Genomic DNA, 24,404 nt, shown 5'->3' on the forward strand with positions numbered 1-24,404 from the left:
ATGCGGAGGCACCCCCACCCCGGCCCTCCCCCGCAAGCGGGAGAGGGGGAAGGCCGTCGGTTGCTTCGCGTGCGGAGTCTTCTTACCTCTCCCGCTTGCGGGGGAGGTCGGCGCGCTCGAAGAGCGCGACGGGTGGGGGAATTCTCTCCGTCGGCGCCGGTGCTGCTGCCTTCGCCTAGACGATCCCGGCCGCGACCTGGCCGCGCAGCCGTTCCAGACTGAGCAGCGTGTTGGCACAGGCTTCCGCGACCTCGACGCCCTTGGTGGCGAAGTGCTTGCGGAAGAATTCGACATGCGCGGCGGTCTCGTGGAACTGCTGCGGCGTCAGCACCGCTGAAAATACCGGCACCTCGGTGCGCAACTGCACATCCATCAACGCCTTGATCACGGTCTCCGCGATATATTCGTCGTCGACCACAAGCCCCGCCGCGACGATCGCGGTGTAGCGCCTGGTCTTGGCCAGCAGTTGCACGTGCAGCGGAATCTCGAACGCACCCGGCACCTCGAACACGTCGATATGCGCGCGCGCAATATTGCGCGCCTCGATTTCGTCGAGGAATGCGCTGCGGCATTCCTCGATCACCTCGGGATGCCATGCGGATTGCACGAAAGCGACCCGCTGTGGTTTTGTGAAGCGAGGATGTGCGGGGGCCGGCGGACGATCGACAGTTCCGGGAGAGCCTTCCGCTGCGGAAGCGTCTTTTGCATCGGCGGAGTCCTGCAACATCTGATTCATGGCTTTCCTCTTTCAGGACCAGAATCAGGGCATACGGAACGACGCGCCGCTCGGAATGCGGCTGTCGCAACCGTTCTCTTTCATCCGGACTTTAACCGTCGGCTTCGGGATCGCACCGAATCTGCTGACCCTTGCTCGCGGAGGAGCAAGGCGCTCGCGGGCTTGGGTTTCGTCACCCTAACCGCCGGTGGGGAATTTCACCCCGCCCTGAGAACATCGGCCGCCCGGGATGGACGACCTCGGGGAATTATGACGAATGGCGGCCGCCCCAGCAAGCGCCTGGGCATGGCGAATCAGCATGTCCCCATGCCGCCGGGGCGGCTCGAGGCAAAGTCGCGAGTTCGGAAAATTAACGATTGGGGCAAGCCGGGTCGCGCGCGCGGCGCGCGAAACCGGCGCGCCGGACTCGCATCCGGCGAATCCGATTCCGGTTTGTTCTCGTATTAATAATTATGGCGCGCGAAGAGCTGTGGACGAGCCGTGTATGGGCGCGGTTTGCCTGTGGATGGACTCCTGGTGCGGTTGCGCGGATTCCGCAAATCACATCACTTGATCCCGGCAGGCCCCGGGCTAACGGGGATTGCAGTTGGCAGCGACGTGTCATGTCAGCGCGTATCGGCTCGCTGCGTGCGTATCACCATCGTATCTGAATTTTGCAAAGGCAAGGTCGAGACGGCATGTCCCTGCTCGAAGGCATTATCGATTCACGGAACAATCCGCTTGCGGTGGTCGAGGATATCGCCGCCGATAACAACTGGTCGTTCGAACGCTCCGGCGAAGACGAGGTGACGATCGTCTCCAAGGGCGACTGGACCGATTACCAGCTCTCCTTCACCTGGATGACCGAGATCGAGGCGCTGCATCTGGCCTGCGCCTTCGACATGAAAATTCCGACCGCGCGCCGGCCCGAGGTGCAGCGGCTGATCGCCGCGATCAACGAGCAATTGTGGGTCGGGCATTTCGACATCTGGACCCATACCGGCATGATCATGTACCGGCAGGCGCTGGTGCTGCCGGGCGGCCTCACCGCGTCGACCGCGCAGTGCGAAAGCATGCTGGTCGGCGCCATCCACGCCTGCGAACGTTATTACCCGGCGTTCCAGTTCGTGGTCTGGGCCGGCAAGAGCGCCGCCGAAGCCATGAGTGCGGCGATGTTCGACACCGAGGGCGAGGCGTAAGTCCTCACTCGATCGTCATGCGCGGGCTTGACCCGCGCATCCATCGATCTTCAGTTGCGCATCCATCGATCTTCAACAGAGTCCTGTGAAGGCAGAGTCTTTGCGAAGGCAATGGATTGCCGGCTCAAGCCCGGCAATGACAATTTCTCGTCGTCCCGGCGAACGCCGGGACCCATACCGCGTGATGCCGAAGTTCAAGTAAAATGCTTGTGGCCTATCCTGCCTTTCAATAGAAACGCTGGGGCTTATGGGTCCCTGCTCCCGTGCGCAATTGCGCACTAGGCAGGGACGACGAGAGTATTTTGCAGTGGCATCATCGAGCACCACGAACTGCCTACAAGACATCCAAGGCACCATCGTCCTCGCCGGCGCGGGGAAGATGGGCGGTGCGATGCTGACGGGCTGGCTGGCGCAGGGACTCGACGCCAGGCGTGTTGTCGTGATCGAGCCGCAGCCCGCGAGCGAGATCAGCGCGCTCACGGCAAGAGGTATCCGTCTCAATCCGTCGCCGAAGGAAATCGGCGACACCGCGACACTCGTGGTCGCGCTGAAGCCGCAGACATTTCGCGAAGCCGGCGCGACGCTGAAATCCTTCGCCGCACCAACAACGTTGATCGTCTCGATCATGGCGGGCGCGACCATCGCCTCGATCGAAGTGGTCTGCGGCGGCAGCGTGGTGCGCGCGATGCCCAACACGCCGGCGGCGATCGGCCGCGGCATCACCGTGGCGGTGGCGGCGAAAAACGTCAGCGCCGCGCAGCGCGCGATCGCGGATGCGCTGTTGCGCGCCACCGGGTCGGTCGAATGGGTCGATGACGAGAAGTTGATGGACGCGGTGACCGCCGTCTCCGGTTCCGGGCCGGCCTATATCTTTCTGCTGGCCGAGGAACTGGCGCACGCCGGCGTCGAAGCGGGTCTGCCTCCTGACCTCGCCACCAAACTGGCGCGCGAAACCGTCGCCGGTTCCGGCGAATTGCTGCATCGCTCGGAATTGGCCTCCGCGACGCTGCGCCAGAACGTGACCTCGCCCGGCGGCACCACGGCGGCAGCGCTCGAAGTGCTGATGGGGCCGGACGGCATGCAGTCCCTGCTGACGCGCGCGGTCGCCGCCGCGACCCGGCGGTCGAAAGAACTGGCGAAGTAGGTTTTAGGACCCTCGCTCCGCTCCTCATCCTGAGGAGCTTGCGAAGCAAGCGTCTCGAAGGATGGACGCAACGCAGGTGCTCGCAGCCATCCTTCGAGACGCCCGCCTGCGGCGGGCTCCTCAGGATGAGGGCAACGCGAGCGGCTTCGCATTAACCCGCCCGGAGGCGCCTGGCAAAGCTTTCGAGATTGACCAGCCCACGGGCGTGACGGCCCTCGCCGATCCGCCGCGTGTCATCGAAGGCCTCGACCTCGAAACGGATGACGCGGCGTTCGACCGCGATCACCCGCGCGGTGGTCCGCACCCGCGCGCCGACCGGCGTCGCCGCGAGGTGACGGATGTCGACCTCGGTGCCGACGGTGATCCAGCCCGGCTCCAGACAAGCGTTGATGGCATCGCCGGACGCCATCTCCATTTCCAGGATCATCATCGGCGTCGCATAGACCATCGGCATATGCGCGACGAAATGCCCGACGGTGCGCTCGGGCGGCACCACCAGCGTACGCTCCGCACTCATCCCGACCTTGATGACGTCGCGTGCATCCATGGGGGTCCTTCCGTCATTCCGGGGCGGGCGCGCAGCGACCGAACCCGGAATCTCGAGATTCCGGGCTCGCGCTTCGCGCGCCCCGGAATGACAACACCAATTTGACGATTGCGAAGCTACTTCTTCGCCGCGGCGGCGCGCTCCACGAAGGTCTTGCCGCCCTTCATCTTGTGAGCCAGCGGCGCCTCGTTGATCTGGATCACGACCGCATCGGCCTCGACGCCGAGGTTCTTCACCAGCGCCTGCGTGATATCGCGCATCATGCCGGCCTTCTGGTCATCGGTGCGGCCGGCGGCCATGCTGATGGTAATCTCTGGCATTGTGGTCTCTCCCTTTTCTTTTGCAGCTTGCTACAGACCCAGTCCTCATCCTGAGGAGCGGCCCGAAGGGCCGCGTCTCGAAGGATGGCTATTGTCTCCATGGTTCGAGACGGCGCAAGGGCGCCTCCGCACCATGAGGCCTAATTCCACTTCACTCCGTGTCTATCGAGAATCTTCCGTACTTCATCGACCAGCGAAGCCTCGGGCACTTTCGTTTGGGCCTCGCCCTGCTTCTGCAGATATTCTTCGCGGTCCTTTTCGAGTTTCGCCAGTTCGGCGCCGAGGATCAAATCCTTCAACAGAATCTGCGGGCCAGCGGGATCGTCCTTCTCGTCCGAGCCCTGAATGATCACGCAAGGCGAATGGCGCCGGTCGGCATATTTGAGCTGGTTGCCCATGTTCTTGGGATTGCCGAGATAAAGCTCGGCGCGGACACCGGCGTTGCGCAACGCCGCGACCATGTTCTGATAGTCGGCGACGCGGTCGCGGTCGAACACGGTGACGACGACGGGGCCGAAGGCGACGGCTTGCGGCTTATCCTTGTTCAAATGTTCGAGAGCCGCCTGCAGCCGCGACACGCCGATCGAAAACCCGGTGGCCGGCACCGGCTCGCCGCGAAAGCGCGACACAAGCCCGTCGTAACGCCCGCCGCCGCCGACCGAGCCGAAGCGGACCGGACGGCCCTTTTCGTCTTTGGTTTCGAGCGTGAGTTCGACCTCGTAGACCGGGCCAGTGTAATATTCGAGGCCGCGCACAACGGAAGGATCGACGATGATTCGATTTCCATAGCCCGCGGCATCCACCAGACGAGCAATCTCAACCAACTCGTCCAGGCCCTCGATGGCACGCGCGGAATCCTGAAATGTTGTACGGAGCCAATCCGATATCTTGAGAGCGATACCGTATTCGCTCTCCTTCCTGTCCGGATCGTCGACAAGCCTTTTCAATACGTCTTGACTGCCCGCGTATGCAAAAGTCGGAGATTGCACATTTGTCCGCGCATTCATGAAGGCTTCGATCTTCGAGATCTGAGATTCTTCTAGTCCTGCTCCTTTGGTAAAATCTCCGCTTTCATCTTTGCGGCCTTCACCAAGTAACTCGTCCACCCCGCGCTCACCCAACCGATCCAGTTTATCGATCGCCCGGAGCACCGTCAGCCGTCGTCCCGCATTCTCCTCACCGCCAAGCCCGATGCTCTCCATCACCCCATCGAGCACCTTGCGGTTGTTCACCTTCACCACATAGCTGCCGCGCGGGATGCCCAGCGCTTCCATCGTATCCGCCGCCATCATGCACATCTCGGCATCGGCTGCGGGCGAAGCTGAGCCCACCGTATCGGCGTCGAACTGCATGAACTGCCTGAAGCGTCCCGGGCCCGGCTTCTCGTTGCGATAGACGTAGCCGGCGCGGTAGCTGCGGTACGGCTTCGGCAGTGAATCGAAATTTTCCGCGACGTAGCGCGCCAGCGGCGCGGTCAGATCGTAGCGCAGGCTGATCCACTGCTCGTCATCGTCCTGGAAGGAGAACACGCCCTCGTTGGGCCGGTCCTGGTCGGGCAGGAATTTGCCGAGCGCGTCGGTGAATTCCATCGCCGGGGTTTCCACCGGCTCAAACCCGTAGCGCTCATAGACCTCGCGGATTTTCTCGACCATCGCCCGGGTCGCGGCGATCTCGGCCGGCCCGCGATCGGCCAGCCCGCGCGGCAGGCGGGCGCGGAGTTTTTGGGCTTTTTTGGATTTTTCGGCCATGGGGCGCGTTGGTACCAGCGCAGGCGCGACGCGGCAACCGTGCTTGCGGCTGGACATTCCCTGGATGCTGCGCAGCACGCCGCGCTTGCGGCGTGGTGCGCTGCTGATTCGGGGTCCATTGGCGGCCGGAGCGGTTTTGGGTCCCGGCTCTGCGGGGCAGCGCGAAGAGCGCTGCACCGCGTCCGGGACACGAGAATCATCCCTACGCGATCTTGCGCACCCAGCCCTCGGCGTCCGCGACGTCGCCGCGCTGGATGCCGACGAGCTTCGCCTTCAGCGCGGCGGTGATCGGGCCGCCATCGCCGTCGCCGATCACGATATCGCCATTGGCGCTCTTGATCCGGCCGATCGCCGAGACCACCGCGGCGGTGCCGCAGGCGAAGGCTTCGCGCAGCTTGCCGCTCGCGGCGTCGGCGCGCCATTGCTCGATGCTGTAGCGCGCTTCGCGGACCGTGCGGCCTTCGCCGCGGGCGAGCGTGATGATCGAATCCCGGGTGATGCCCGGCAGGATCGTGCCGCTCAGCGGCGGCGTGGTCAGGGAGCCGTCGTCGAAGACGAAGAAGACGTTCATGCCGCCGAGTTCCTCGATCCAGCGATGCTCGGCCGCATCGAGGAACACGACCTGATCGCAGCCGTGTTCGATCGCCTCGGCCTGGGCGAGCAGGCTGGCGGCGTAATTGCCGCCGCATTTGACCGCGCCGGTGCCGCCCTCGGCCGCGCGCGTATAGCGGTCGCTGAGCCACACGGTGACGGCCTTGGCGCCGCCCTTGAAGTAGGCGCCGACGGAGCTGGCGATCAGGACGAAGAGATATTCGTAGGACGGCCGGACGCCGAGAAAAGCCTCGGTCGCGAACATGAAGGGGCGCAGATAGAGACTGCCTTCGTCGCCGGGAATCCAGGCCGAATCGATCTTTACCAGCTCATCGACAGCCTGCAGGAACACCGATTCCGGCAGTTCCGGCATGGCCAGACGCGCGGCAGAGGCCCGAAAGCGGCGCGCATTCTGTTCGGGCCGGAACAAGGCGATGCTGCCGTCGGCACGCGTATAGGCCTTCAGGCCTTCGAAAATTTCCTGGCCGTAGTGCAGCACGGCGGCGGCGGGGTCGAGAGAGATCGGTTCCCGGGCGCGCACCTGGGCGTCGTGCCAGCCGCGATCCTTGGTCCAGCGGATGGTCACCATGTGATCGGTGAAGACGCGCCCGAAGCCGGGATCCTTGAGCAGGTCCGCCCGGGCGTCGGCGCCAACGGGTTTTGATGTCGGGCTGCAGGAAAAGGCGATCTTCTGGTGGGCGTTCATCGGGGCAGGTCCCTGACTGTCGTCGTTGCGGCTAAGTCCGTTAAGCGTAGGACATGCTTTTGTGGAAGGCGGAAGTCCAGTATGTTTGCCGAACTGCCGCTCGACAATCTCAAGGGTAGACAAATTCGCGGCCGTCGCCGCCTTCTGGGCTTCTCAGGCCGCCGTCACCGCAGGCGATACGACCTATTGTTTCGCTGCGGCTGATGGTTTTGTAACATTGAACCCAAGATACGTCAATATGGCTGACATAATTTTCTCACGACCTTCGCCGGATACCGATTCGCGGGCAGCCGAGGCGCGGTCCCACGCCCCCGGGATGGCCGATTTGCGCTGGGATATCATCGAACTTTTGTTTTTCGCCTACCGGGATTTCGTCGGCGATGCCGATCATGAGCTGGAGGTTTTCGGATTCGGGCGGGCACATCACCGGGTGCTGCATTTCGTCCACCGCTATCCTGGCCTGAAGGTGGCCGACCTGCTGGACGTGCTGCGCATCACCAAGCAGTCGCTGGGACGGGTTCTCAAGCAATTGCTCGATGAAGGGTATATCGTGCAGAAGACCGGCAATAACGACCGGCGTCAGCGCCTGCTTTTCGCTACCGCCAAGGGCGAGGCGCTGGTTGCAAAGCTGGCCGGATTGCAGACCGATCGGATCAGCCGCGCGCTGCGGGACATCGCCCCGCCCGGCGCGGATACGGTCCGCCAGTTCCTGCGCGCCATGATTGATCAGGACGATCCCGACAAGGTGCTGGAAACGATCCTCAGGCCCGGCAACGCAACGGCAAAGGCAAAGGAGTAAACGTGCCCCTGGCTGCACCCGCGCGAACGCCGCCGCAACCGGCCGACGACGCCCCGCATCTGCTGCTGGTCGACGACGACCGCCGCATCCGCGATCTCCTGTCGCGCTTTCTCTGTAGCGAAGGCTACCGCGTCACCACCGCGATGAGCGCCAGCGACGCCCGCGCCAAGCTGCTCGGCCTGCACTTCGATCTCTTGATTCTCGACGTCATGATGCCCGGCGAAACCGGGTTCGATCTCGCCCGCTTCATCCGCGCCTCATCGTCGGTTCCGATCATCATGCTGACGGCGCGCCATGAAGCGGAAAGCCGGATCGAAGGCCTGCAGATCGGCGCCGACGATTATGTCGCCAAGCCGTTCGAACCGCGCGAACTGGTGCTGCGCATCGGCAATATCCTCAAGCGCTCCGCGCCGCCGCCGGTGGAGACGCTGGAGCAGGTCGCGTTCGGGCCTTACGTCTATCATCTGGAGCGGGGCGAACTGCGTCAGGGCGAAGAGGTGATCCACCTCACCGACCGCGAGCGCGAGATGCTGCGGATTCTCGCGCTGACGCGGGGCGACACCGTGCCGCGCAGTGCGCTGACCGGCAACGGCACCGTCAACGAGCGCGCCGTGGACGTGCAGATCAACCGTCTCAGGCGCAAGATCGAGCGCGATCCCGCCAATCCGCTGTTCCTGCAGGCGGTACGCGGCATCGGCTATCGCCTGGTCGCCTCCCCGTGAGCCATTCCGAGTGAACCCTGTCCGATGAGCACGCTCGACACCGGCCTCACGCTGATCCGCACCGCGTCGCGGCGCGTCTCCGCGGCCAATGGCTGGATGGGCAATGCGTTCAAGAGCTGGATGCCGACGGGGCTCTATGCCCGCGCGCTGCTGATCATGATCGTGCCGATGGTGATCCTGCAGTCGGTGGTGGCGTTCGTGTTCATGGAGCGGCACTGGAACACGGTGACGCGGCATTTGTCCGCCGCGGTCGTGCAGGACGTCGCCGCCCTGATGGATGTCTACAGGGGTTATCCGCAGGACAAGGACCGCGCGCAGCTGCGCGGCATCGGACAGCGGATGGGGCTGGTGGTGGATTTCCTGCCCGTCGGCGACATGCCGCCGCCCGGGCCAAAGCCGTTTTTCTCGTTGCTCGACCAGACCCTGTCGGTGGAGCTTGGCCGGCAGATCGGCAAACCGTTCTGGATCGATACCGTGGGCCGCTCCAGCCTGGTGGAAATCCGCATCCAGCTCGACGACGCCGTGATGCGGGTGTTCGCCCAGCGCAGCGCGGCCTATGCGTCGAATTCGGAGATCTTCCTGTTCTGGATGGTCGGCACCTCCTCGATCCTGCTGATCGTTGCGGTGCTGTTCCTTCGCAACCAGATCAAGCCGATCCTGCGGCTCGCCGATGCCGCCGAAAGCTTCGGCAAGGGCCGCGAGGCGCCGAACTTCCGCCCCCGCGGCGCGCGCGAAGTGCGCCGCGCCGCCGGGGCCTTCCTCGAGATGAAATCGCGCATCGAGCGCTCGATCGAGCAGCGCACCGCGATGCTGGCGGGGGTGTCGCACGATCTGCGCACCATCCTGACCCGCTTCAAGCTGGAGCTGGCGCTGATCGGCGACAGTCCCGAGGTCGACGGCATGCGCCGGGATGTCGACGAGATGTCGGGCATGCTGGAGGATTATCTGGCTTTCGCGCGCGGCGACAGCGGCGAGCAGGCGCAGCCGACCGACATGGCGCTGGCGCTGGAGGAGCTGCGCAGCGACGCCGAACGCAACGGCCATGCAGCGACGGTGGCGTTCCACGGACTGCCTGTTGTGACGGTGAAGCCGGCTTCGTTCAAGCGCTGCCTTGCCAACCTCGTCTCCAACGCCGCGCGCCACGCCAATGCGATCTCGATCACCGGCCACCGCGATCACCGTTATCTGACCGTGACGATCGACGACGACGGGCCGGGGATTCCCCACTCGATGCGCGAGGAAGTGTTCAAGCCGTTCCTGCGGCTCGACGATGCCCGCAACCAGGACGAAGGCGGCACCGGGCTTGGGCTCGCGATTGCGCGTGACATCGCCCGCTCGCATGGCGGCGACATCATGCTCGGCGACAGCCCGATGGGCGGCCTTCGCGCCACGGTACGGATCCCGGTCTGACGGGGATCCGCAGCGCCAGAGAGATGGGACGGGCCGGGTCTAGTAACGCGTGCGCAGCGGCCGTTGTTCGGCACCGTACGGCACCCAGCGGCAGGCAAAGGAAAGGTAGCCGCCGTACTGCGGGTCGACGGCGAGGAACTTCACCACCTTGCCGTAACGCGCACAATGATCGACCGCAAGCTGGCGGGCATCCGCCTGCTGGGCCACCGAATAGGCAATAATGCCGCCGGTATCGTTGCCCTTGAACGCTGGCACGGTATCGGCCCGCGCCGGCGCGCACGCCAGTATCCCGCACACGGCGACCAAGCTCGCCGCCCCAATCATTCGCATCGCAGACTCCATTTGGCTCGGGCGCACCATAATGCGCATCCGCCGGCATTAAAAGAACGCTCACGGTCCGGCGCGGAGTTATCGGCAAGGTGTTGCCGCGCTGCACTTGACCTCGTGCGGGCTTCGCGGCACCGTCTGGCCTCGGATCATCAGGCGGATTCCCATGCGCGACCTCTTCACCTCCTCGAAAAGACTCGGTCTTGGCGCCGCGCTCGGCGTGGTGTTGGGGCTGTTTGCCTTTGGTCAGGCGGCCGAGGCCGCCAATCCGCTGGAGCTGAATTTCGGACTGTTCGGCCCCCAATATGACGGGCGGGTCAAGCCGTGCGAGGCCGCCCTCGGCACCATTACCTCCCAGTTCCAGGAAAAAGAGAGCACCTTCTGGAATTCCGCGCTGCAGATCACCGCCTATGGCCGGATCACCGAAACCGCGTTCCGGCCCTGGCAGTCCGACAACATTCCGCGCCGCTATTGCAGCGCCGACGTCATGATGAGCGACGGCAAGCAGCGCACCGTGCACTACTCGATCATCGAGGATGGCGGCTTTGCCGGCATCGGCCAGGGCGTCGAATGGTGCGTGACCGGGCTCGATCGCAACTGGGCCTACAATCCGAACTGCCGGTCCGCCCGGCCCTGATTTCCAGGCTCTTTTCCCGACCTTGAACTTGACGAATTTGGGCTCCGAAGCCTTTTTCTTCTGTTTTTGTTCTTGAAATGTTCCCGCCGCCTGCTAGGCTTCCTGGCAATTATGGAGGGGACGTCGGCATGTTTCATTTTCGATCGGTTTGGATTGCGCGGTTTTTGATCTCGCTGGGCCTGTTCGCCGCCGCGGCGCTAACCGGCATCGCTGGAACGGCGTCGGCGCAGGATCGCCGGCAGAATGCGCCCGGCGATTTCGACTATTATGTGCTGTCGCTGTCGTGGTCGCCTTCCTTTTGCGAGGAGGCGTCGGAGCGCGGCAATGGCCGACGTTCGCAGGCCCAGTGCGGCGAGCGGCCGTTTTCCTTTGTGGTCCACGGCCTGTGGCCGCAATATGAGCACGGCTTTCCCGAATATTGCCAGCGGCCGCCGCCGCGGCTCGATCGCAATATCATGTCCTCGATGCTCGACCTGATGCCGGCGCCGGGACTGATCTTCAACGAATGGGACAAGCACGGCACCTGTTCGGGCATGGGCCCGCGGGCCTATTTCGAGACCATCCGGAAAGCGCGCGCCGCGGTGAAAATTCCGCCGGAATACCTCGAATTGTCGGAGCCGAAGACCGTCCCGCCGGCCGAGATCGAGGACGCCTTCATTAAGGCCAATCCCGGCCTGAGCGCTTCCGCGATCGCGGTGACCTGCGACCGGACGCGGCTCAGCGAAGTGCGGATCTGCATGAGCAAGGATCTCCAGTTCCAGCCCTGCGACGAGATCGACCGCCGCGCCTGCCGCCGCGACCAAGTGGTGATGCCGCCGATGCGGGGTGGCTGATTTCCCTCCATCGTCATGCCCGGCCCTGTGCCGGGCATCCACGTTTTCCTTCACCTTGTTCGCTAAAGGCGTGGATGGCCGGGACAAGCCCCGCCATGACGGCTAGAAGACGCAACATGTCTTCTCCAAACGGCCATAAGCTTTCCTGATGAACTACCGTCACGCCTTTCACGCCGGCGGCTTTGCCGACGTCATCAAGCACATCGTGCTGGTGCGAATCCTCAGTCATCTGCAGGACAAGCCGGCGGCGTTCCGCGTCATCGACACCCATGCCGGCGCCGGGGTCTACGATCTCGCCGGCGATGAAGCCCGCCGCGGCGGCGAATGGCTCACCGGGATCGCACGGGTGATGCAGGCGCGATTTTCGGAAACCACGTTACCGCTGCTTGCACCCTATCTCGACATCGTCAGGGCCTTCAATTCCCCACGCGAATTAAACGCCTATCCCGGATCGCCGCTGATCGCGCGCGCGCTGTTGCGGCCACAGGATCGCCTCACCGCGTGCGAAATCGAGCCGAAGGCGCGCAAGCGCCTGATCGACGCGCTGCGCCGCGACACCCAGGCCCGCGTGGTCGACCTCGACGGCTGGATGGCGTTGCCGGCTTTCGTGCCGCCGAACGAGCGCCGCGGCCTGGTTCTGATCGACCCGCCCTTCGAGGCGAAGGACGAGTTCGAACGAATGGCCGCTGGTTTTGAGGAAGCTTTCACGAAATGGCCGACCGGCAGCTATTTGCTCTGGTATCCGGTGAAAAGCCGCCGTGCCACCGACAGCCTGGCCCGCCACGTCGCCGAACTGGTGGGCGCCGGCGCGCCCCCCGGAAAATGCCTGCGTCTGGAATTCAGCGTCGCGCCGCAGGCCGCCGGCGAGGCCCTCGCCTCGGCGGGTCTGCTGATCGTCAATCCACCGTGGACGCTGATGGGCGAACTCCGGGCCATCCTGCCCGAACTGGAAAAGCCGCTCGGCCAGGGCGGCGCTGGCCGGTTCAGGCTGGAGACGCCCAAACCTTGACTGCGCAAAGTCACGACTGCGCGAACTTCAGCCGCCCAAACCCTGGCGACCCGAGTTGCCGCGAAAAGTCTGATTTGAGCGGTAGGCAATTTGCAAAGAACCGTATTATGCTCACCTCCATTAAGACCGGCTTTACGTTCCGCTTCCGCGAATGGTTGCGGCGGAGTGACAAGGCCCTCAAATATTTTAAATGGCGGATCGATATTGCGTGATCCGCTCCGATGGCCGAGTTATCCGGCGACGAATTTCCGGTCGGGCCGATACGCTGAAAGCGCGTAGCGGCGGTTCAGTACGGGCAGGAGTTTTCCCGATGGCCATGACTGGGACGGTCAAGTTCTTCAACGGCGAACGAGGCTATGGCTTCATCAAGCCTGATGACGGCGGCCGCGATGTGTTCGTACACATCACCGCGGTGGAGCGGGCGGGTTTGAAGGATCTGATCGAAGGACAACGCATCACATTCGAGGTCGAGCCGGACAAGAAGGGCAAGGGCCCCAAGGCGGTCAATCTCGTGATTTCATCTTAAATGCGCGCATCTTAAAAAATTAAATGCGCGCGTCCTAAAAAAATCCCGGCCGCGAAGCGGCCGGGAGGTTGCGATAGGACGTTTTCTTATTGCTATCAGAAGTGATAGTTCACGCCGGCGCGCAGCGTTCCGAACCGATAACCGTTCGGCACGCCGGTGATAGTGAAGTTGCTGTCGGCGAGATCGACGTAAAGAAATTCGATCTTGGCGCTCCAGTTCGGGGCGAAACCGAATTCGGCGCCAAAGCCCGCGGTCCAGCCCGCATCGGTATGGGTTTCCGACAGGCCGAAGGTCTCGCCGCGCAATTCGCCGAATGCCAGACCGGCGGTGCCATAGAACAGGATGTTGTTGATGGCATAGCCGGCGCGGCCGCGCACCGTGCCGAACCACGGGTTGGAGAATTTCCACGGCGCAAAGGTATCGTCGGCGCCGGTCGCCTGGATGTCGCCTTCAACGCCGAACACCCAAGGGCCCTGTTGCCAGTTGTAGCCGGCCTGGACACCGCCCTCGAAACCCGATGGCTTGGTCACATTGTTGTCGACCGAACCCCAGGCGTAGCCGAGGTTGCCGCCGAGATAGGGGCCGGCCCAGCTATAGGCGTTGAGCGGCTGATTGACGGTATAGGGCGCGTGCGATCCGTAGGGAAGATCGGCGGCCTGCGCCGACACCGCCCAGACCAAGGCGATCAACGCCACTGCCCGCCAAATGAACCTGCTCATCTTGTCTATTCTCCCGACGCGACTGCCGCTTTCACACATCCCGTGCATGGGAAATGCGAAACGTATGGTTACGGAATTGCACTCTTTTCCGATAAGATTTATCGAGACTTTCAAGTTAAAGGGTTGTTAAGGCCTGCCGCGCGCCGTTTCGCATTCTTAAGAAAGCGTTACCGGAACCGGCCCTGCCGGCGCCGCACGCTGGCGATGCACGAAGCCAGCGCTTAGTTTAGGCCCATGGATCAGGATTCGACCGATAGCCCGAAGGCACCGACCATGCGCCGCGGTTCGGAACCGGCGGCCCCTGGTCCGGAGATGCCGCCGGATCCGGCGCTGGAAGATATCGACCCCGCGACGGCCGCCGCCGAGGAGGAAGACGACGCACTGCTGCCGGAAGCCGCCGAGGAACCCGGTGAGGCGCTGCCGGAAGGCCGGCTGGCGGTCGGCCATGCCGCGATCGAACTCGCGGTGCGCCATGCCCCGACCTCGCCCGGCGTCTATCGCATGCTCAACGCCGCGAACGACGTGCTGTATGTCGGCAAGGCGAAAAATGTCCGCAAGCGGCTTTCCTCCTATGCGCGGGTCAACGCGCCGCAGCCGGCCCGCATCCTGCGCATGATCGCGGCCACCGTGACGGTCGAGATCATATCCACCTCGACCGAAACCGAGGCGCTGCTGCTCGAGGCCAACCTGATCAAGCAGCTGCGCCCGCGCTTCAACGTGCAGCTGCGCGACGACAAGTCGTTCCCCTATATCCTGATCACGGGCGATCACTGGGCGCCGCAGATCCTCAAGCATCGCGGCGCGCAGACGCGGCCCGGCCGGTATTTCGGCCCGTTCGCCTCGGCGGGCGCGGTCAATCGCACCATCACCGCGCTGCAGCGCGCCTTTCTGGTGCGTTCCTGCACCGATGCATTCTTTGAAAGCCGCACCCGGCCCTGCCTGCTCTATCAAATCCGGCGCTGTTCGGGACCGTGCACCAGCGAGATTGATTTTCCCGGCTATACCGAGCTGGTGCGCGAGGCGACGGATTTCCTCTCCGGCCGCAGCCGGTTGGTGAAGCAGGAGCTTGCCGGCGAAATGGAAAAGGCCGCCGCCGAACTGGAGTTTGAAACGGCAGCGCTTTACCGCGACCGTCTCGCGGCGCTGTCCGCGATCCAGTCGCAGCAGGGCATCAACCCGCGCACCGTGGAAGAAGCCGACGTGTTCGCCATCCATCAGGAGGGCGGATATTCCTGTGTCGAGGTGTTCTTCTTCCGCACCGGCCAGAACTGGGGCAACCGCGCCTATTTTCCGCGTGCGGAGAAATCCTTTACTCCGGAAGAGGTGCTGGCCTCGTTCCTCGCCCAGTTCTACGACGACAAACCACCCCCGAAACTCATCCTGCTGTCGCACGGAATCGAGGAGAGCGAGCTTTTGGCTGATGCGCTCTCCATCAAGGCCGGTTTCAAGGTGGAAGTCTCCACGCCCCGCCGCGGCGAGAAGAAGGAACTGATCGCGCACGCGCTGACCAATGCGCGCGAGGCGCTCGGCCGAAAGCTCGCCGATACCGCGACCCAGGGCCGGCTGCTGCAGGGACTGGTCACCGCGCTGGGGCTGCCGCATGCGCCGAAGCGGATCGAGGTCTACGACAACAGCCACATCCAGGGCACCAACGCGGTCGGCGCCATGATCGTGGCAGGGCCCGACGGTTTTATCAAAAACCAGTATCGCAAGTTCAACATCAGGTCCGAGGGCCTGACGCCGGGCGACGATTACGCGATGATGCGCGAGGTGCTGCAGCGGCGCTTCAAGCGGCTGTTGACGCCGCCGGCCGAAGGCGATGCCGCCAAGGCCAAAGCCGACGATGATTCGTTTCCGCAATGGCCCGACCTCGTCATCATCGATGGCGGCCGCGGCCAGCTCAACGCGGTCAGGGAGATTTTCGACGGGATGGGGCTGACCCAGGTGTCGCTGCTGGCGGTCGCCAAGGGGCCGGACCGCGACGCCGGCCGCGAAACCCTGTTCATGCCGGACCGCGAGGCCCTCAAGCTGGAGCCGCGCGATCCGGTGCTGTATTTCATCCAGCGGTTGCGCGACGAGGCGCATCGCTTCGTGATCGGCTCGCACCGCAAGCTGCGCAAAAAGGACATCCGCGAGGCTGGGTTGCAGGAAATTCCCGGGATCGGCCCGTCACGCAAACGTGCTTTGCTGCATCATTTCGGAACGTTGAAGGAGATCGAAAGGGCCTCGATCGCCGATCTCGGCAAGGTTCCCGGCGTCAGCGCCGAAAGCGCCCGCAAGATTTTCGAGTTTTTCCACGCGCAGCCGGGCTAGAAGTGGGTTTCGAGTCAAATTGGCGTCGTCGGCAACGGATCATGTGCGTCCCACGGTTGACCTTCATGCTTGGGCGGTATTGGTAAGGCGGATGAACATCGCAACGACAAGAGGGGCAGCGAAGAGTTCGTTGTCCCTCCCGAATATCCTGACCTACGCGCGAATCGCCGCCATCCCGGTGGTGGTCGGCTGCGTTTTTGCGGAATCCATCATGGATGGACCGCTGTGGCTGCGCTGGGTGGCGCTGGCCGTCTTCATCGCGGCCGGCGTTACGGATTATCTCGATGGCTACTATGCACGAATCTGGGACCAGCATTCGGCCTTCGGCCGCATGCTCGACCCGATCGCCGACAAGCTATTGGTCGCATCCTGCCTGCTGATGCTGGCCGCCGACAACAGTATTCACGGCTGGACGCTATGGGCCGCCATCGTGATCCTGTGCCGCGAAATCCTGGTATCGGGCCTGCGCGAATACCTCGCCGCATTGCGGGTCAGCGTGCCCGTGACCAAGCTGGCGAAGTGGAAGACGACCGTGCAGCTTGTCGCGATCGGCTTCCTAATTGCCGGTGAGGCGGGCGAGCAGATATTGCCCTCGACGACCCTGATCGGGATCGTGCTGTTGTGGTTGTCGGCGATCTTCACGATCTACACTGGCTGGGATTATTTCCGCGCCGGCATTCATCACCTCATCAAGGAGGATGAGGCATGAAGGTCAAGTATTTCGCCTGGGTGCGCGAACGGGTGGGCAAATCAGAGGAGACCGTCGAACCGCCGGCGGCCGTCCGGACCGTCGACGATCTGATGGGATGGCTTTCGGGGCGCGGCGAGGCTTACGCCCACGCCTTCGAGACCCCTCGGGTGATCCGCGCCGCGATCGACCACGCCCATGTCAAATCCGATACGGTGATCGCCGGCGCCCGCGAGATTGCCTTTTTCCCGCCGATGACCGGCGGTTAAGCCGTTGGACAGGCGCGTGATCCGATGACCGCCAATGTGACCATCCGGATTCAGCAAGCCGACTTCGACATTGCGCAGGAAATATCGGCGCTTACCAACGGACGCACCGATATCGGCGCGGTCGTGAGTTTCAGCGGCATTTGCCGGGGCAGCGAGGGCGGCGAGCCGCTCGCGGCGCTGACGCTCGAGCACTATCCCGAAATGGCGGAGGCCGAAATTGCGCGGCACGCCGAGACCGCGATGTCGCGCTGGCCGCTGACAGGGCTGACCGTCATCCATCGCGTCGGCCGCATCACGCCCGGCGAAAATATCGTACTGGTGCTGACGGCGTCGCAGCATCGGCAGGCGGCGTTCCAGGCGGCGGAGTTCCTGATGGATTATCTGAAGGCCAACGCGCCGTTCTGGAAGCGCGAGGAAAGCGCTGCGGGGACCAGTTGGGTCGACGCCCGGCAGCACGACGACGCCGCCGCTGCGCGCTGGACCAAATCCTGATGGCGAAGCGCGCCAGGCCGGCGGCCAAACGCGGCCGCTCCGCATCGAGATTGCCGAAGGTTCCATCGGGCGAATTGCGGACGCTGCTCGATTTCGTCCGCTACGCCGTGAGCCGCTTCGTCGAGGCAAAGCTGGTGTTCGCGCACGGCACCACCGACCCTGTGGCCGAGGCCGCATTCCTGGTTTGCGAAACCCTGCATCTTCATCCCGACCAGTTCGAAACGTTCGCGACCGCGCAGGTCACGGCGCGGGAGGCCAAGGCCATCCTGGAGGTAATTGCGCGCCGCGTCGCCACGCGAAAACCTGCCGCCTACCTAGTCAACAAGATCTACCTGCGCGGCCTGCCCTTCCATGTCGACGAGCGCGTGATCGTGCCGCGCTCCTTCATCGGCGAGTTGCTGGACTCTCACTTTAGCGGCGACAGCGACGAGGAAGGCGCTTCGCTGCTCGGCGATCCCGCATCGGTGGAAAATGTGCTCGACCTTTGCACCGGCTCGGGGTGCCTTGCGATTCTCGCGAGCCGGAGTTTTCCGAATGCGCGTATCGATGCGGTGGACATTTCCAGCGGCGCGCTCGAAGTCGCCGCCCGCAACGTTGCCGAGTATGGCCTCGAAGACAGGGTGAAATTGTATCGGGGCGACCTGTTCGGGCCGATCGGCGGCGAGCGTTACGATCTGATTATTTCCAATCCGCCCTATGTCGACGCGGAAGGGATGGCGGCATTGCCGCGCGAATGCCGGGCCGAGCCGAAGCTCGCCTTCGATGGAGGCGCCGATGGGCTCGACGTCGTCCGTCGCATCCTGGACGAGGCCGCCGGCCACCTGACGCCGCAGGGCGGGCTGTTATGCGAGATCGGCCGTGGCCGCGAATGGCTCGAAGCCGCATTTCCGCAATTGCCGCTGCTGTGGCTCGATACCGAAGATTCCGAGGGCGAGGTATTCTGGATCGGCGTAGCAGATTTGTGAGTTCCCCGCCGCAAGGCCGACGGTCATATGTCCGGTACCGGAAATAGCCGTATCGTCCGGCAAAAACCGTGATAACAACGGCCGATAGCAACCGAACTGGAAGTCCTCTGGGACGATGTGATCGATGGCCGGCCCGACCGTTCCGCAGGAGTTTCTGAAGGCCGAGAATGTCGGCCTGCGGATGCTGCTCGAGCAGGCGAGTATCGATGCCCTGGCGTTGCTGGCACAGGCCGGTATCGACGCCGAGCAACGCGAGACCGCCGACCGGCTGCAAAAGCTCATCCTGGAAGAGCTGCACCACCGCATCAAAAACACGCTGGCGACCGTCAGCGCCATCGCCTCGCAGAGCCTGCGCGCCGCAACCAGCATCGAGCACGGCCAGCATGCGATCGAGAGCCGGCTATTGGCGCTGGGCCGTGCCCACGATCTGTTGCTGCAGGCGCGCTGGTCAAGCGCCGACCTTGCCCACATCGTCCAGGGTGCGACCGAGCCCTATGACGGTGAGGGCGAAGGCAAGTTTTCGATTGGAGGCCCCAACCTCAAGATTGTGTCGGGCGCGGTGATCGCATTGGCGATGACGCTCAACGAACTCTGCACCAACGCCACCAAATTCGGCGCGCTGTCGGTACCCCCCGGACGTATCGAGATCGCCTGGACCATCGATCAAGGAAACCAGCGGCTGCGTCTGACCTGGACCGAAAACGGCGGTCCGGCAGTCCACACGCCGGCCCGGCAAAGTTTCGGGACCCGGCTGATCGAGACACTCGGCAAGCAGTTGCACGGCAAGGTCGAGATGAGCTATGCGCCCACAGGTTTCTTCTACGTCCTCGACGTCCCCTTAAGCTCCCTGAAGCCACCCGATTGAGCTGAAATAAACGTGGCGGAGTTGTCGGTTTCCGTCGCCCGGCGAAGCTGATACTCTGCGCGGCAGCTGCCCTACCCCAAAACTTGAAGAGGCCCCCATGCTCGACAAGAGCCCACGCCCCGCCGCCGTCAACGTGCCCAACGACCTCGCCGCGCACTGGATGCCGTTCACCGCCAACCGGGCCTTCAAAAAAGCGCCGAGGCTTCTCGCCGGCGCCAAGGACATGCATTATTTTACCGTCGACGGCCGCAAGATCATCGACGCCGCCTCGGGCATGTGGTGCACCAACGCCGGCCATGGCCGCAGCCAGATCGCCGCGGCAATCGCCAAGCAGGCCGAGACCCTGGATTATGCGCCGCCGTTCCAGTTCGGCATTCCGCAGGCCTTTGAGCTCGCCAGCCGCATCGCCGATCTCGCGCCCGCCGGGCTCGATCACGTTTTCTTCTGCAATTCCGGATCGGAGGCCGCCGACACCGCGCTCAAGATCGCGCTGGCCTATCACCAGATCCAGGGCCAGGGCAGCCGCACCCGGCTGATCGGCCGCGAGCGTGGCTATCACGGCGTCGGCTTCGGCGGTACCTCGGTGGGCGGCATCGTCGGCAACCGCAAGATGTTCGGAACGCTGCTGGCCGGGGTCGATCATCTTCCCGCGACCTATGACCGCGAGAAGCAGGCCTTCACCAAGGGCGAGCCGGAATACGGCGCGCATTTCGCCGATGAGCTCGAGCGACTGGTCAACCTGCACGGCGCCTCCACCATCGCCGCCGTGATCGTCGAGCCGATGGCGGGATCGACCGGCGTATTGCCGGCGCCGAAGGGATACCTCAAGCGGCTGCGCGAGATCACCCAGAAGCACGGCATCCTGCTGATCTTCGACGAGGTCATCACCGGTTACGGCCGGCTCGGCTTCGCCTTCGCCGCGGAACGTTACGGCGTGGTGCCGGACCTGCTCACCTTCGCCAAGGGCATCACCAACGGCGCGGCCCCAATGGGCGGCGTTTTGGTGCGCGATACCATCCACGACGCCTTCATGAGCGGCCCGGAGCACGTCGTGGAGCTGACACATGGCTATACCTATTCGGCGCATCCGCTGGCCTGTGCCGCAGCGCTCGCCACGCTCGATATCTATCGCGACGAAAAGCTGTTCGAGCGCGCCAACAAGCTGGAGTCGAAATTCGCCGACGCGGTGATGTCGCTGAGGGGCGAGCCGAACGTGGTGGACATCCGCACCGTGGGTCTGACGGCGGGCATCGATCTCGCGCCGCGCCCGGACCTGCCGGGCAAGCGCGGCTTCGACGGGCTGAACAGCGCGTTCCACGACAACGACCTGATGCTGCGCGTCGCCGGCGATACGCTGGCGTTGACGCCGCCGCTGATCATCAGCGAAGACCAGATCGGCGAGATCGTCGAGAAGCTCGCCAAGGTGATCCGCGCGGTGGCGTAGCGGCCCGCCTCTCAACCTCGCCCCGCTTGCGGGGAGAGGTCGAAATTCGCGTTAGCGAATTTCGGGTGAGGAGGACCATCCGCGAGTCGCGCTCGCTGCAAAGAGCCCCTCACCCCAACCCTCTAAGAGCGAGCTTCGCTCGTCTCGACCCCGCGAGAGCGGGGCGAGGGAGCGCACCGGCGCTTCAGCCGCACGGAACATTCGAAACGCATCCACGTTCAACCCCGGCAAGGACAAAAATTGTCCCTGCCGGCGGAGGGATGACGGACATGCTGGCGCCATCGAGCGGCCTGCTGCGCACCGGGCTGGCTCTCAAACTGAACCAGATCAAGTTGGCGACGCGGTCGTATTTGCGCGATCGGACCAACCAGGCGACGGGGACCGTCACATCCTATGCCGTTGCCGCTGGTTTGTTTGCGGCGGCGGGAATCTTTTTGCTGGCCGCCTTTTTGGTCGGCACCGCAGCGCTGTTTCGCTGGATTGAAATCAATTATGGGATGTTTCAGGCGTTTGGTGTCGTCGGTGCCTTGCTGCTGGTGATCGCCGCCATCTGCGCCGGATTGGCCGCAAGCAGGCTCAAGCGCCCGCCGCCGCATTTTCCGACCCTCGCGAGCCGTCTGCGCGTCGCCATCAAGGCCAGCCCGATCAAGCCAGATCAGATCGAGGCCGCGAGGGATACCGCCGCGGCCATCCTGAAGGCTCCGTCGGCCCCAGTGTCGCGCCCGCGCCGGCGGCTGAAATCAGGAACTCGGCCAACACCAGATAACAAGCGGTTGTCCGCCGGCTTGATCTTGATCGCGACGTTATTGGGCTGGGCGGCCGCGAGGCGACGGCAGCAGACCCGACGAACGGAAGCCTGATGCCCGGCCGCGGGTCCGAGCCCAGCGACAATCTGCTCCTGATTGCGGCCACAACGATATTGATCCTGACGAATCAACATTAATGCTAGTGTTGCAGCTGCTTGGAGCCGCGCACCGGACTGTCAACCGCTTCCAAGCCCAGGGACATGAGGGCCTTCCGCGTAACATGATCCGCATTTCCACGATTTTCATCGCCATCTGCATGGTGCTGGTCGCAGCGTCCCTCGGCCTGATCCTGTATTCCGTCGCCGGCATCAGCGGAATGGAATCAGCGATCGTCGCGCTTACGGCCCTGACCTTTCTGATCCTCTACAACGCCGTATCGATGCGGCTGCGCGACCGCACCGACGTCGGTGGCCAGATCGCGGATTTGTCGCGCGGCACCGCCGATCTCGCGCGCCAGGTCGCTGAATTCGGGCGCCGGCTGGCGGCCGTCGAGGGCAAGGTGGTCTCGGCAAATTCCGCGGGCGCGGACCGCATTCAGGCCGTGGTCGGCGAGATCGGCGAACTGGGCGTGCTGGTCAAGCAGCTCGCGGTCTCCGTCGCGAGCCATGACGAAATGCTGGCCTCGAATGTGCCGACTGCGGCGCCCGCACGCAAGCCGGACAATGAACAGCAAAATGCGACACCGTTATCCGCCGAGGATACCGGCGTTCCCACCGCCTCGGCTGCGCCGGTCGCACTCGCCGAACAGACCGCGCCCTCCCGCAGCCTGGCGCAAATCCTTACCGCGGTAAAAAACGCGGTGGAGGAAAACCGGATCGATATCTTTCTGCAGCCGATGGTGACATTGCCGCAGCGCAAGGTGCGATTCTACGAAGCGGTGACGCGGTTACGCGACGACAAGGATCAGATGCTCGCCGCCGACGATTTCATCTCGGTTGCGGAAGCAGCGGGGCTGATCGGGCGAATCGATCACATGGTGATGTTGAAGTGCGTGCAGGTGCTGCGCCGCCTGATGGTGCGCAACAAGGACGTCGGGGTATTCTGCAACGTCGCCGCGGCGACCTTGGGCAACGCCGCCACCTTTGCGCAATGCCTCGATTTCCTCGAAGCCAATCGCGCGCTGGCGTCCTCATTCGTGCTCGAATTCAAGCAGGCGACGTTCCGCAATCTGAGCCCTGCCGAGAGTGAAAATCTCGCAGCCCTGGCGCAGCGCGGCTACCGTTTCTCGATCGATCATGTCACCGACTTGCGGATCGAGCCGCGCGAACTGGCGGACCGCGGCGTCCGCTTCATCAAGGTGCCGGCCGCGCTGTTGCTCGATCAAAGGCAGACTTCGGCGTCCGACATTCACCCCTCCGACCTGTCGGATCTGCTCGGCCGCTTCGGCATCGACCTGATCGCTGAACGGATCGAGGGCGAGCGCGCGGTGGTCGACCTGCTCGATTACGACGTGCGGTTCGGGCAGGGTTTCCTGTTTGCCCCACCCCGGCCGTTGCGGCCTGAGGGGGCATCTGCTACCGGCGGGACCTCTCCGAGCAAGGCGCAGGAATCCAATGGCTCTGGCAAAACGGCTTCGATCGATAGTCCGGCAATCGATCCCCCGCGCGCGACAGGCAATGCCGCGCTGGCGCGGCGCGCCGCAGGGCCGGACTGACCGGCACTCGATGCCATGACGGCACTCCGATTTGTCGAGAAGTTGCGGGACATCATAGGCAGCGTGGATGTCGTGCTCAGCGACATCTGGGGCGTGGTTCACAACGGTCTCGTCGCCTTTCCCGAAGCCTGCGAGGCCCTTCACAGCTTTCGCGCTCAGGGCGGCGCCGTGATCCTCATCACCAACGCGCCGCGGCCCGCCGACTCGGTGCAGCGGCAATTGCGCAAGCTTGACGTCGCCGATGAGACCTATGACGCCATCGTGAGCTCAGGCGACCTGACCCGGCATTTCGTCGCCGACCATCCGGGGCGGAAAATGTTCCGGATCGGCCCGGAGCGCGACAATTCGATCTATCGCGGGCTGGATGCCGAGCAGGCGCCGCTGGAGCAGGCCGATTACATCGTCTGCACCGGCCTGTTCGATGACGAAACCGAATCGGCCGAAGATTATCGCGCAATGATGCTGCAGGCGCGCGAGCGCAACCTGACGCTGGTCTGCGCCAATCCCGACATCGTGGTCGAACGCGGCGACCGCCTGATCTATTGCGCCGGCGCCGTCGCCGAACTCTATCGCGAACTCGGCGGCGAAGTGATCTTTTACGGCAAGCCGCACCGGCCTATTTATGAGCGCGCCATGGAACTCGCCGGCCAGTGCCACGGCCATGCGATTGCGCTGAACCGCGTTCTCGCAATCGGGGATTCCGTGCGGACCGATCTGGCGGGCGCTCACGGCTTCGGAATCGATTGCCTGTTCGTGACCCGCGGCATCCACGCCGAGGATTTTGAGGGCATCGACCAGCTCGACCCGGCCTCGGTCAAGGAATTGTTCGGCCATCCGCCGCGCGCGCTGATTCGGGAGCTGAGGTGGTAGGGGTGCGGAGCAGCCAGGTCATAACAACTTCATCGTCATGGCCGGGCTTGTCCCGGCCATCCACGCACTAACACTCCCTGCAGCAA

At 63.9% G+C, this 24,404-nt stretch carries 26 protein-coding genes and 1 riboswitch; of the genes, 19 read left to right on the plus strand and 7 right to left on the minus strand.

Going from position 1 to position 24,404, the window contains the following annotated elements; all coding sequences use genetic code 11:
* Positions 1–175 precede the first annotated feature (175 nt).
* The gene (locus B5527_RS32410; RefSeq protein ID WP_079605125.1) at positions 176–736 is read right to left on the minus strand and encodes a 6,7-dimethyl-8-ribityllumazine synthase; all 561 of its coding nucleotides are present in this window, start codon (positions 734–736) and stop codon (positions 176–178) included.
* Between the two features lie 68 nt (positions 737–804).
* A riboswitch (FMN riboswitch) is annotated at positions 805–955 on the minus strand.
* A 458-nt stretch (positions 956–1,413) separates the two neighbouring features.
* Here B5527_RS32410 and B5527_RS32420 point away from each other — a divergent pair.
* Together B5527_RS32420 and proC are read left to right on the plus strand one after the other, a co-directional pair.
* Complete coding sequence (locus B5527_RS32420) at positions 1,414–1,914, plus strand: YbjN domain-containing protein (protein ID WP_079605127.1); 501 nt, start codon at positions 1,414–1,416, stop codon at positions 1,912–1,914.
* A gap of 307 nt (positions 1,915–2,221) precedes the next feature.
* Entirely contained in the window at positions 2,222–3,058 is an 837-nt protein-coding gene (proC, locus tag B5527_RS32425) for a pyrroline-5-carboxylate reductase (RefSeq protein ID WP_276329287.1), read from the plus strand.
* A 151-nt stretch (positions 3,059–3,209) separates the two neighbouring features.
* Here proC and B5527_RS32430 read toward each other — a convergent pair whose 3' ends face one another.
* The 4 genes from B5527_RS32430 to B5527_RS32445 all read right to left on the minus strand — a co-directional run bounded on the left by B5527_RS32430 (position 3,210) and on the right by B5527_RS32445 (position 6,970).
* Complete coding sequence (locus B5527_RS32430) at positions 3,210–3,605, minus strand: thioesterase family protein (protein WP_079605129.1); 396 nt, start codon at positions 3,603–3,605, stop codon at positions 3,210–3,212.
* Positions 3,606–3,721: 116 nt separating this feature from the next.
* Positions 3,722–3,925: a tautomerase family protein gene (locus B5527_RS32435; RefSeq protein WP_079605130.1), complete on the minus strand. Its 204-nt coding sequence runs from the start codon at positions 3,923–3,925 to the stop codon at positions 3,722–3,724.
* Positions 3,926–4,065: 140 nt separating this feature from the next.
* Positions 4,066–5,673: a histidine--tRNA ligase gene (gene hisS / locus B5527_RS32440; RefSeq protein WP_079605131.1), complete on the minus strand. Its 1,608-nt coding sequence runs from the start codon at positions 5,671–5,673 to the stop codon at positions 4,066–4,068.
* A 202-nt stretch (positions 5,674–5,875) separates the two neighbouring features.
* Positions 5,876–6,970: a branched-chain amino acid aminotransferase gene (locus tag B5527_RS32445; protein ID WP_079605132.1), complete on the minus strand. Its 1,095-nt coding sequence runs from the start codon at positions 6,968–6,970 to the stop codon at positions 5,876–5,878.
* Positions 6,971–7,208: 238 nt separating this feature from the next.
* Between B5527_RS32445 and B5527_RS32450 the strand changes: the two genes are divergently transcribed.
* The 3 genes from B5527_RS32450 to B5527_RS32460 are packed head-to-tail and all read left to right on the plus strand — an operon-like array spanning position 7,209 to position 9,901.
* Positions 7,209–7,769: a MarR family winged helix-turn-helix transcriptional regulator gene (locus tag B5527_RS32450; protein ID WP_079605133.1), complete on the plus strand. Its 561-nt coding sequence runs from the start codon at positions 7,209–7,211 to the stop codon at positions 7,767–7,769.
* Between the two features lie 2 nt (positions 7,770–7,771).
* Positions 7,772–8,491: a response regulator gene (locus tag B5527_RS32455; RefSeq protein ID WP_079605134.1), complete on the plus strand. Its 720-nt coding sequence runs from the start codon at positions 7,772–7,774 to the stop codon at positions 8,489–8,491.
* Positions 8,492–8,515: 24 nt separating this feature from the next.
* Positions 8,516–9,901: an ATP-binding protein gene (locus B5527_RS32460; RefSeq protein WP_079605135.1), complete on the plus strand. Its 1,386-nt coding sequence runs from the start codon at positions 8,516–8,518 to the stop codon at positions 9,899–9,901.
* Positions 9,902–9,940: 39 nt separating this feature from the next.
* Here B5527_RS32460 and B5527_RS32465 read toward each other — a convergent pair whose 3' ends face one another.
* Positions 9,941–10,231, minus strand: coding sequence for a hypothetical protein (locus B5527_RS32465; protein ID WP_079607682.1), 291 nt, complete (start codon positions 10,229–10,231; stop codon positions 9,941–9,943).
* 163 nt (positions 10,232–10,394) lie between these two features.
* Between B5527_RS32465 and B5527_RS32470 the strand changes: the two genes are divergently transcribed.
* The 4 genes from B5527_RS32470 (at position 10,395) to B5527_RS32485 (ending at position 13,233) form a co-directional block, all read left to right on the plus strand.
* Complete coding sequence (locus B5527_RS32470; RefSeq protein WP_079605136.1) at positions 10,395–10,865, plus strand: hypothetical protein; 471 nt, start codon at positions 10,395–10,397, stop codon at positions 10,863–10,865.
* A gap of 128 nt (positions 10,866–10,993) precedes the next feature.
* Positions 10,994–11,698 carry a ribonuclease T2 family protein gene (locus B5527_RS32475; RefSeq protein WP_079605137.1) on the plus strand — a complete coding sequence of 235 codons (705 nt, stop codon included), beginning with the start codon at positions 10,994–10,996 and terminating at the stop codon, positions 11,696–11,698.
* Between the two features lie 148 nt (positions 11,699–11,846).
* Positions 11,847–12,707, plus strand: a complete 861-nt coding sequence (locus B5527_RS32480; RefSeq protein WP_079605138.1) for a 23S rRNA (adenine(2030)-N(6))-methyltransferase RlmJ — start codon at positions 11,847–11,849, stop codon at positions 12,705–12,707.
* Between the two features lie 310 nt (positions 12,708–13,017).
* Positions 13,018–13,233, plus strand: a complete 216-nt coding sequence (locus B5527_RS32485) for a cold-shock protein (RefSeq protein WP_029583338.1) — start codon at positions 13,018–13,020, stop codon at positions 13,231–13,233.
* A 95-nt stretch (positions 13,234–13,328) separates the two neighbouring features.
* On the opposite strand, the gene B5527_RS32490 is transcribed toward B5527_RS32485, so the two are convergent.
* A complete protein-coding gene (locus B5527_RS32490; protein ID WP_079605139.1) occupies positions 13,329–13,952 on the minus strand; it encodes an outer membrane protein in 624 nt (207 codons plus the stop codon).
* Between the two features lie 234 nt (positions 13,953–14,186).
* Between B5527_RS32490 and uvrC the strand changes: the two genes are divergently transcribed.
* The 10 genes from uvrC to B5527_RS32540 all read left to right on the plus strand — a co-directional run bounded on the left by uvrC (position 14,187) and on the right by B5527_RS32540 (position 24,318).
* Positions 14,187–16,265, plus strand: a complete 2,079-nt coding sequence (gene uvrC, locus B5527_RS32495; protein ID WP_079605140.1) for an excinuclease ABC subunit UvrC — start codon at positions 14,187–14,189, stop codon at positions 16,263–16,265.
* A gap of 91 nt (positions 16,266–16,356) precedes the next feature.
* Complete coding sequence (pgsA, locus tag B5527_RS32500) at positions 16,357–16,974, plus strand: CDP-diacylglycerol--glycerol-3-phosphate 3-phosphatidyltransferase (protein ID WP_079605141.1); 618 nt, start codon at positions 16,357–16,359, stop codon at positions 16,972–16,974.
* Positions 16,971–17,222: a molybdopterin converting factor subunit 1 gene (gene moaD / locus B5527_RS32505; RefSeq protein WP_079605142.1), complete on the plus strand. Its 252-nt coding sequence runs from the start codon at positions 16,971–16,973 to the stop codon at positions 17,220–17,222. Before pgsA ends, moaD begins: the two co-directional genes overlap by 4 nt.
* A gap of 24 nt (positions 17,223–17,246) precedes the next feature.
* Complete coding sequence (locus tag B5527_RS32510; RefSeq protein WP_079605143.1) at positions 17,247–17,714, plus strand: molybdenum cofactor biosynthesis protein MoaE; 468 nt, start codon at positions 17,247–17,249, stop codon at positions 17,712–17,714.
* Complete coding sequence (prmB, locus tag B5527_RS32515) at positions 17,714–18,679, plus strand: 50S ribosomal protein L3 N(5)-glutamine methyltransferase (protein WP_079605144.1); 966 nt, start codon at positions 17,714–17,716, stop codon at positions 18,677–18,679. The genes B5527_RS32510 and prmB overlap by 1 nt, the downstream gene beginning before the upstream one ends.
* Positions 18,680–18,803: 124 nt before the next feature.
* The gene (locus tag B5527_RS32520; protein WP_079605145.1) at positions 18,804–19,544 is read left to right on the plus strand and encodes a sensor histidine kinase; all 741 of its coding nucleotides are present in this window, start codon (positions 18,804–18,806) and stop codon (positions 19,542–19,544) included.
* Positions 19,545–19,641: 97 nt separating this feature from the next.
* Positions 19,642–20,988, plus strand: coding sequence for an aspartate aminotransferase family protein (locus tag B5527_RS32525; RefSeq protein ID WP_079605146.1), 1,347 nt, complete (start codon positions 19,642–19,644; stop codon positions 20,986–20,988).
* A 269-nt stretch (positions 20,989–21,257) separates the two neighbouring features.
* Positions 21,258–21,848: a phage holin family protein gene (locus tag B5527_RS32530; RefSeq protein ID WP_079607683.1), complete on the plus strand. Its 591-nt coding sequence runs from the start codon at positions 21,258–21,260 to the stop codon at positions 21,846–21,848.
* A gap of 166 nt (positions 21,849–22,014) precedes the next feature.
* Positions 22,015–23,448, plus strand: a complete 1,434-nt coding sequence (locus tag B5527_RS32535; protein ID WP_079607684.1) for an EAL domain-containing protein — start codon at positions 22,015–22,017, stop codon at positions 23,446–23,448.
* Positions 23,449–23,463: 15 nt separating this feature from the next.
* A complete protein-coding gene (locus tag B5527_RS32540; protein ID WP_079605147.1) occupies positions 23,464–24,318 on the plus strand; it encodes a TIGR01459 family HAD-type hydrolase in 855 nt (284 codons plus the stop codon).
* The last annotated feature ends 86 nt before the right edge of the window (positions 24,319–24,404 follow it).

This window comes from Bradyrhizobium erythrophlei (assembly GCF_900129425.1).
Taxonomy (GTDB): Bacteria; Pseudomonadota; Alphaproteobacteria; order Rhizobiales; family Xanthobacteraceae; genus Bradyrhizobium; species Bradyrhizobium erythrophlei_C.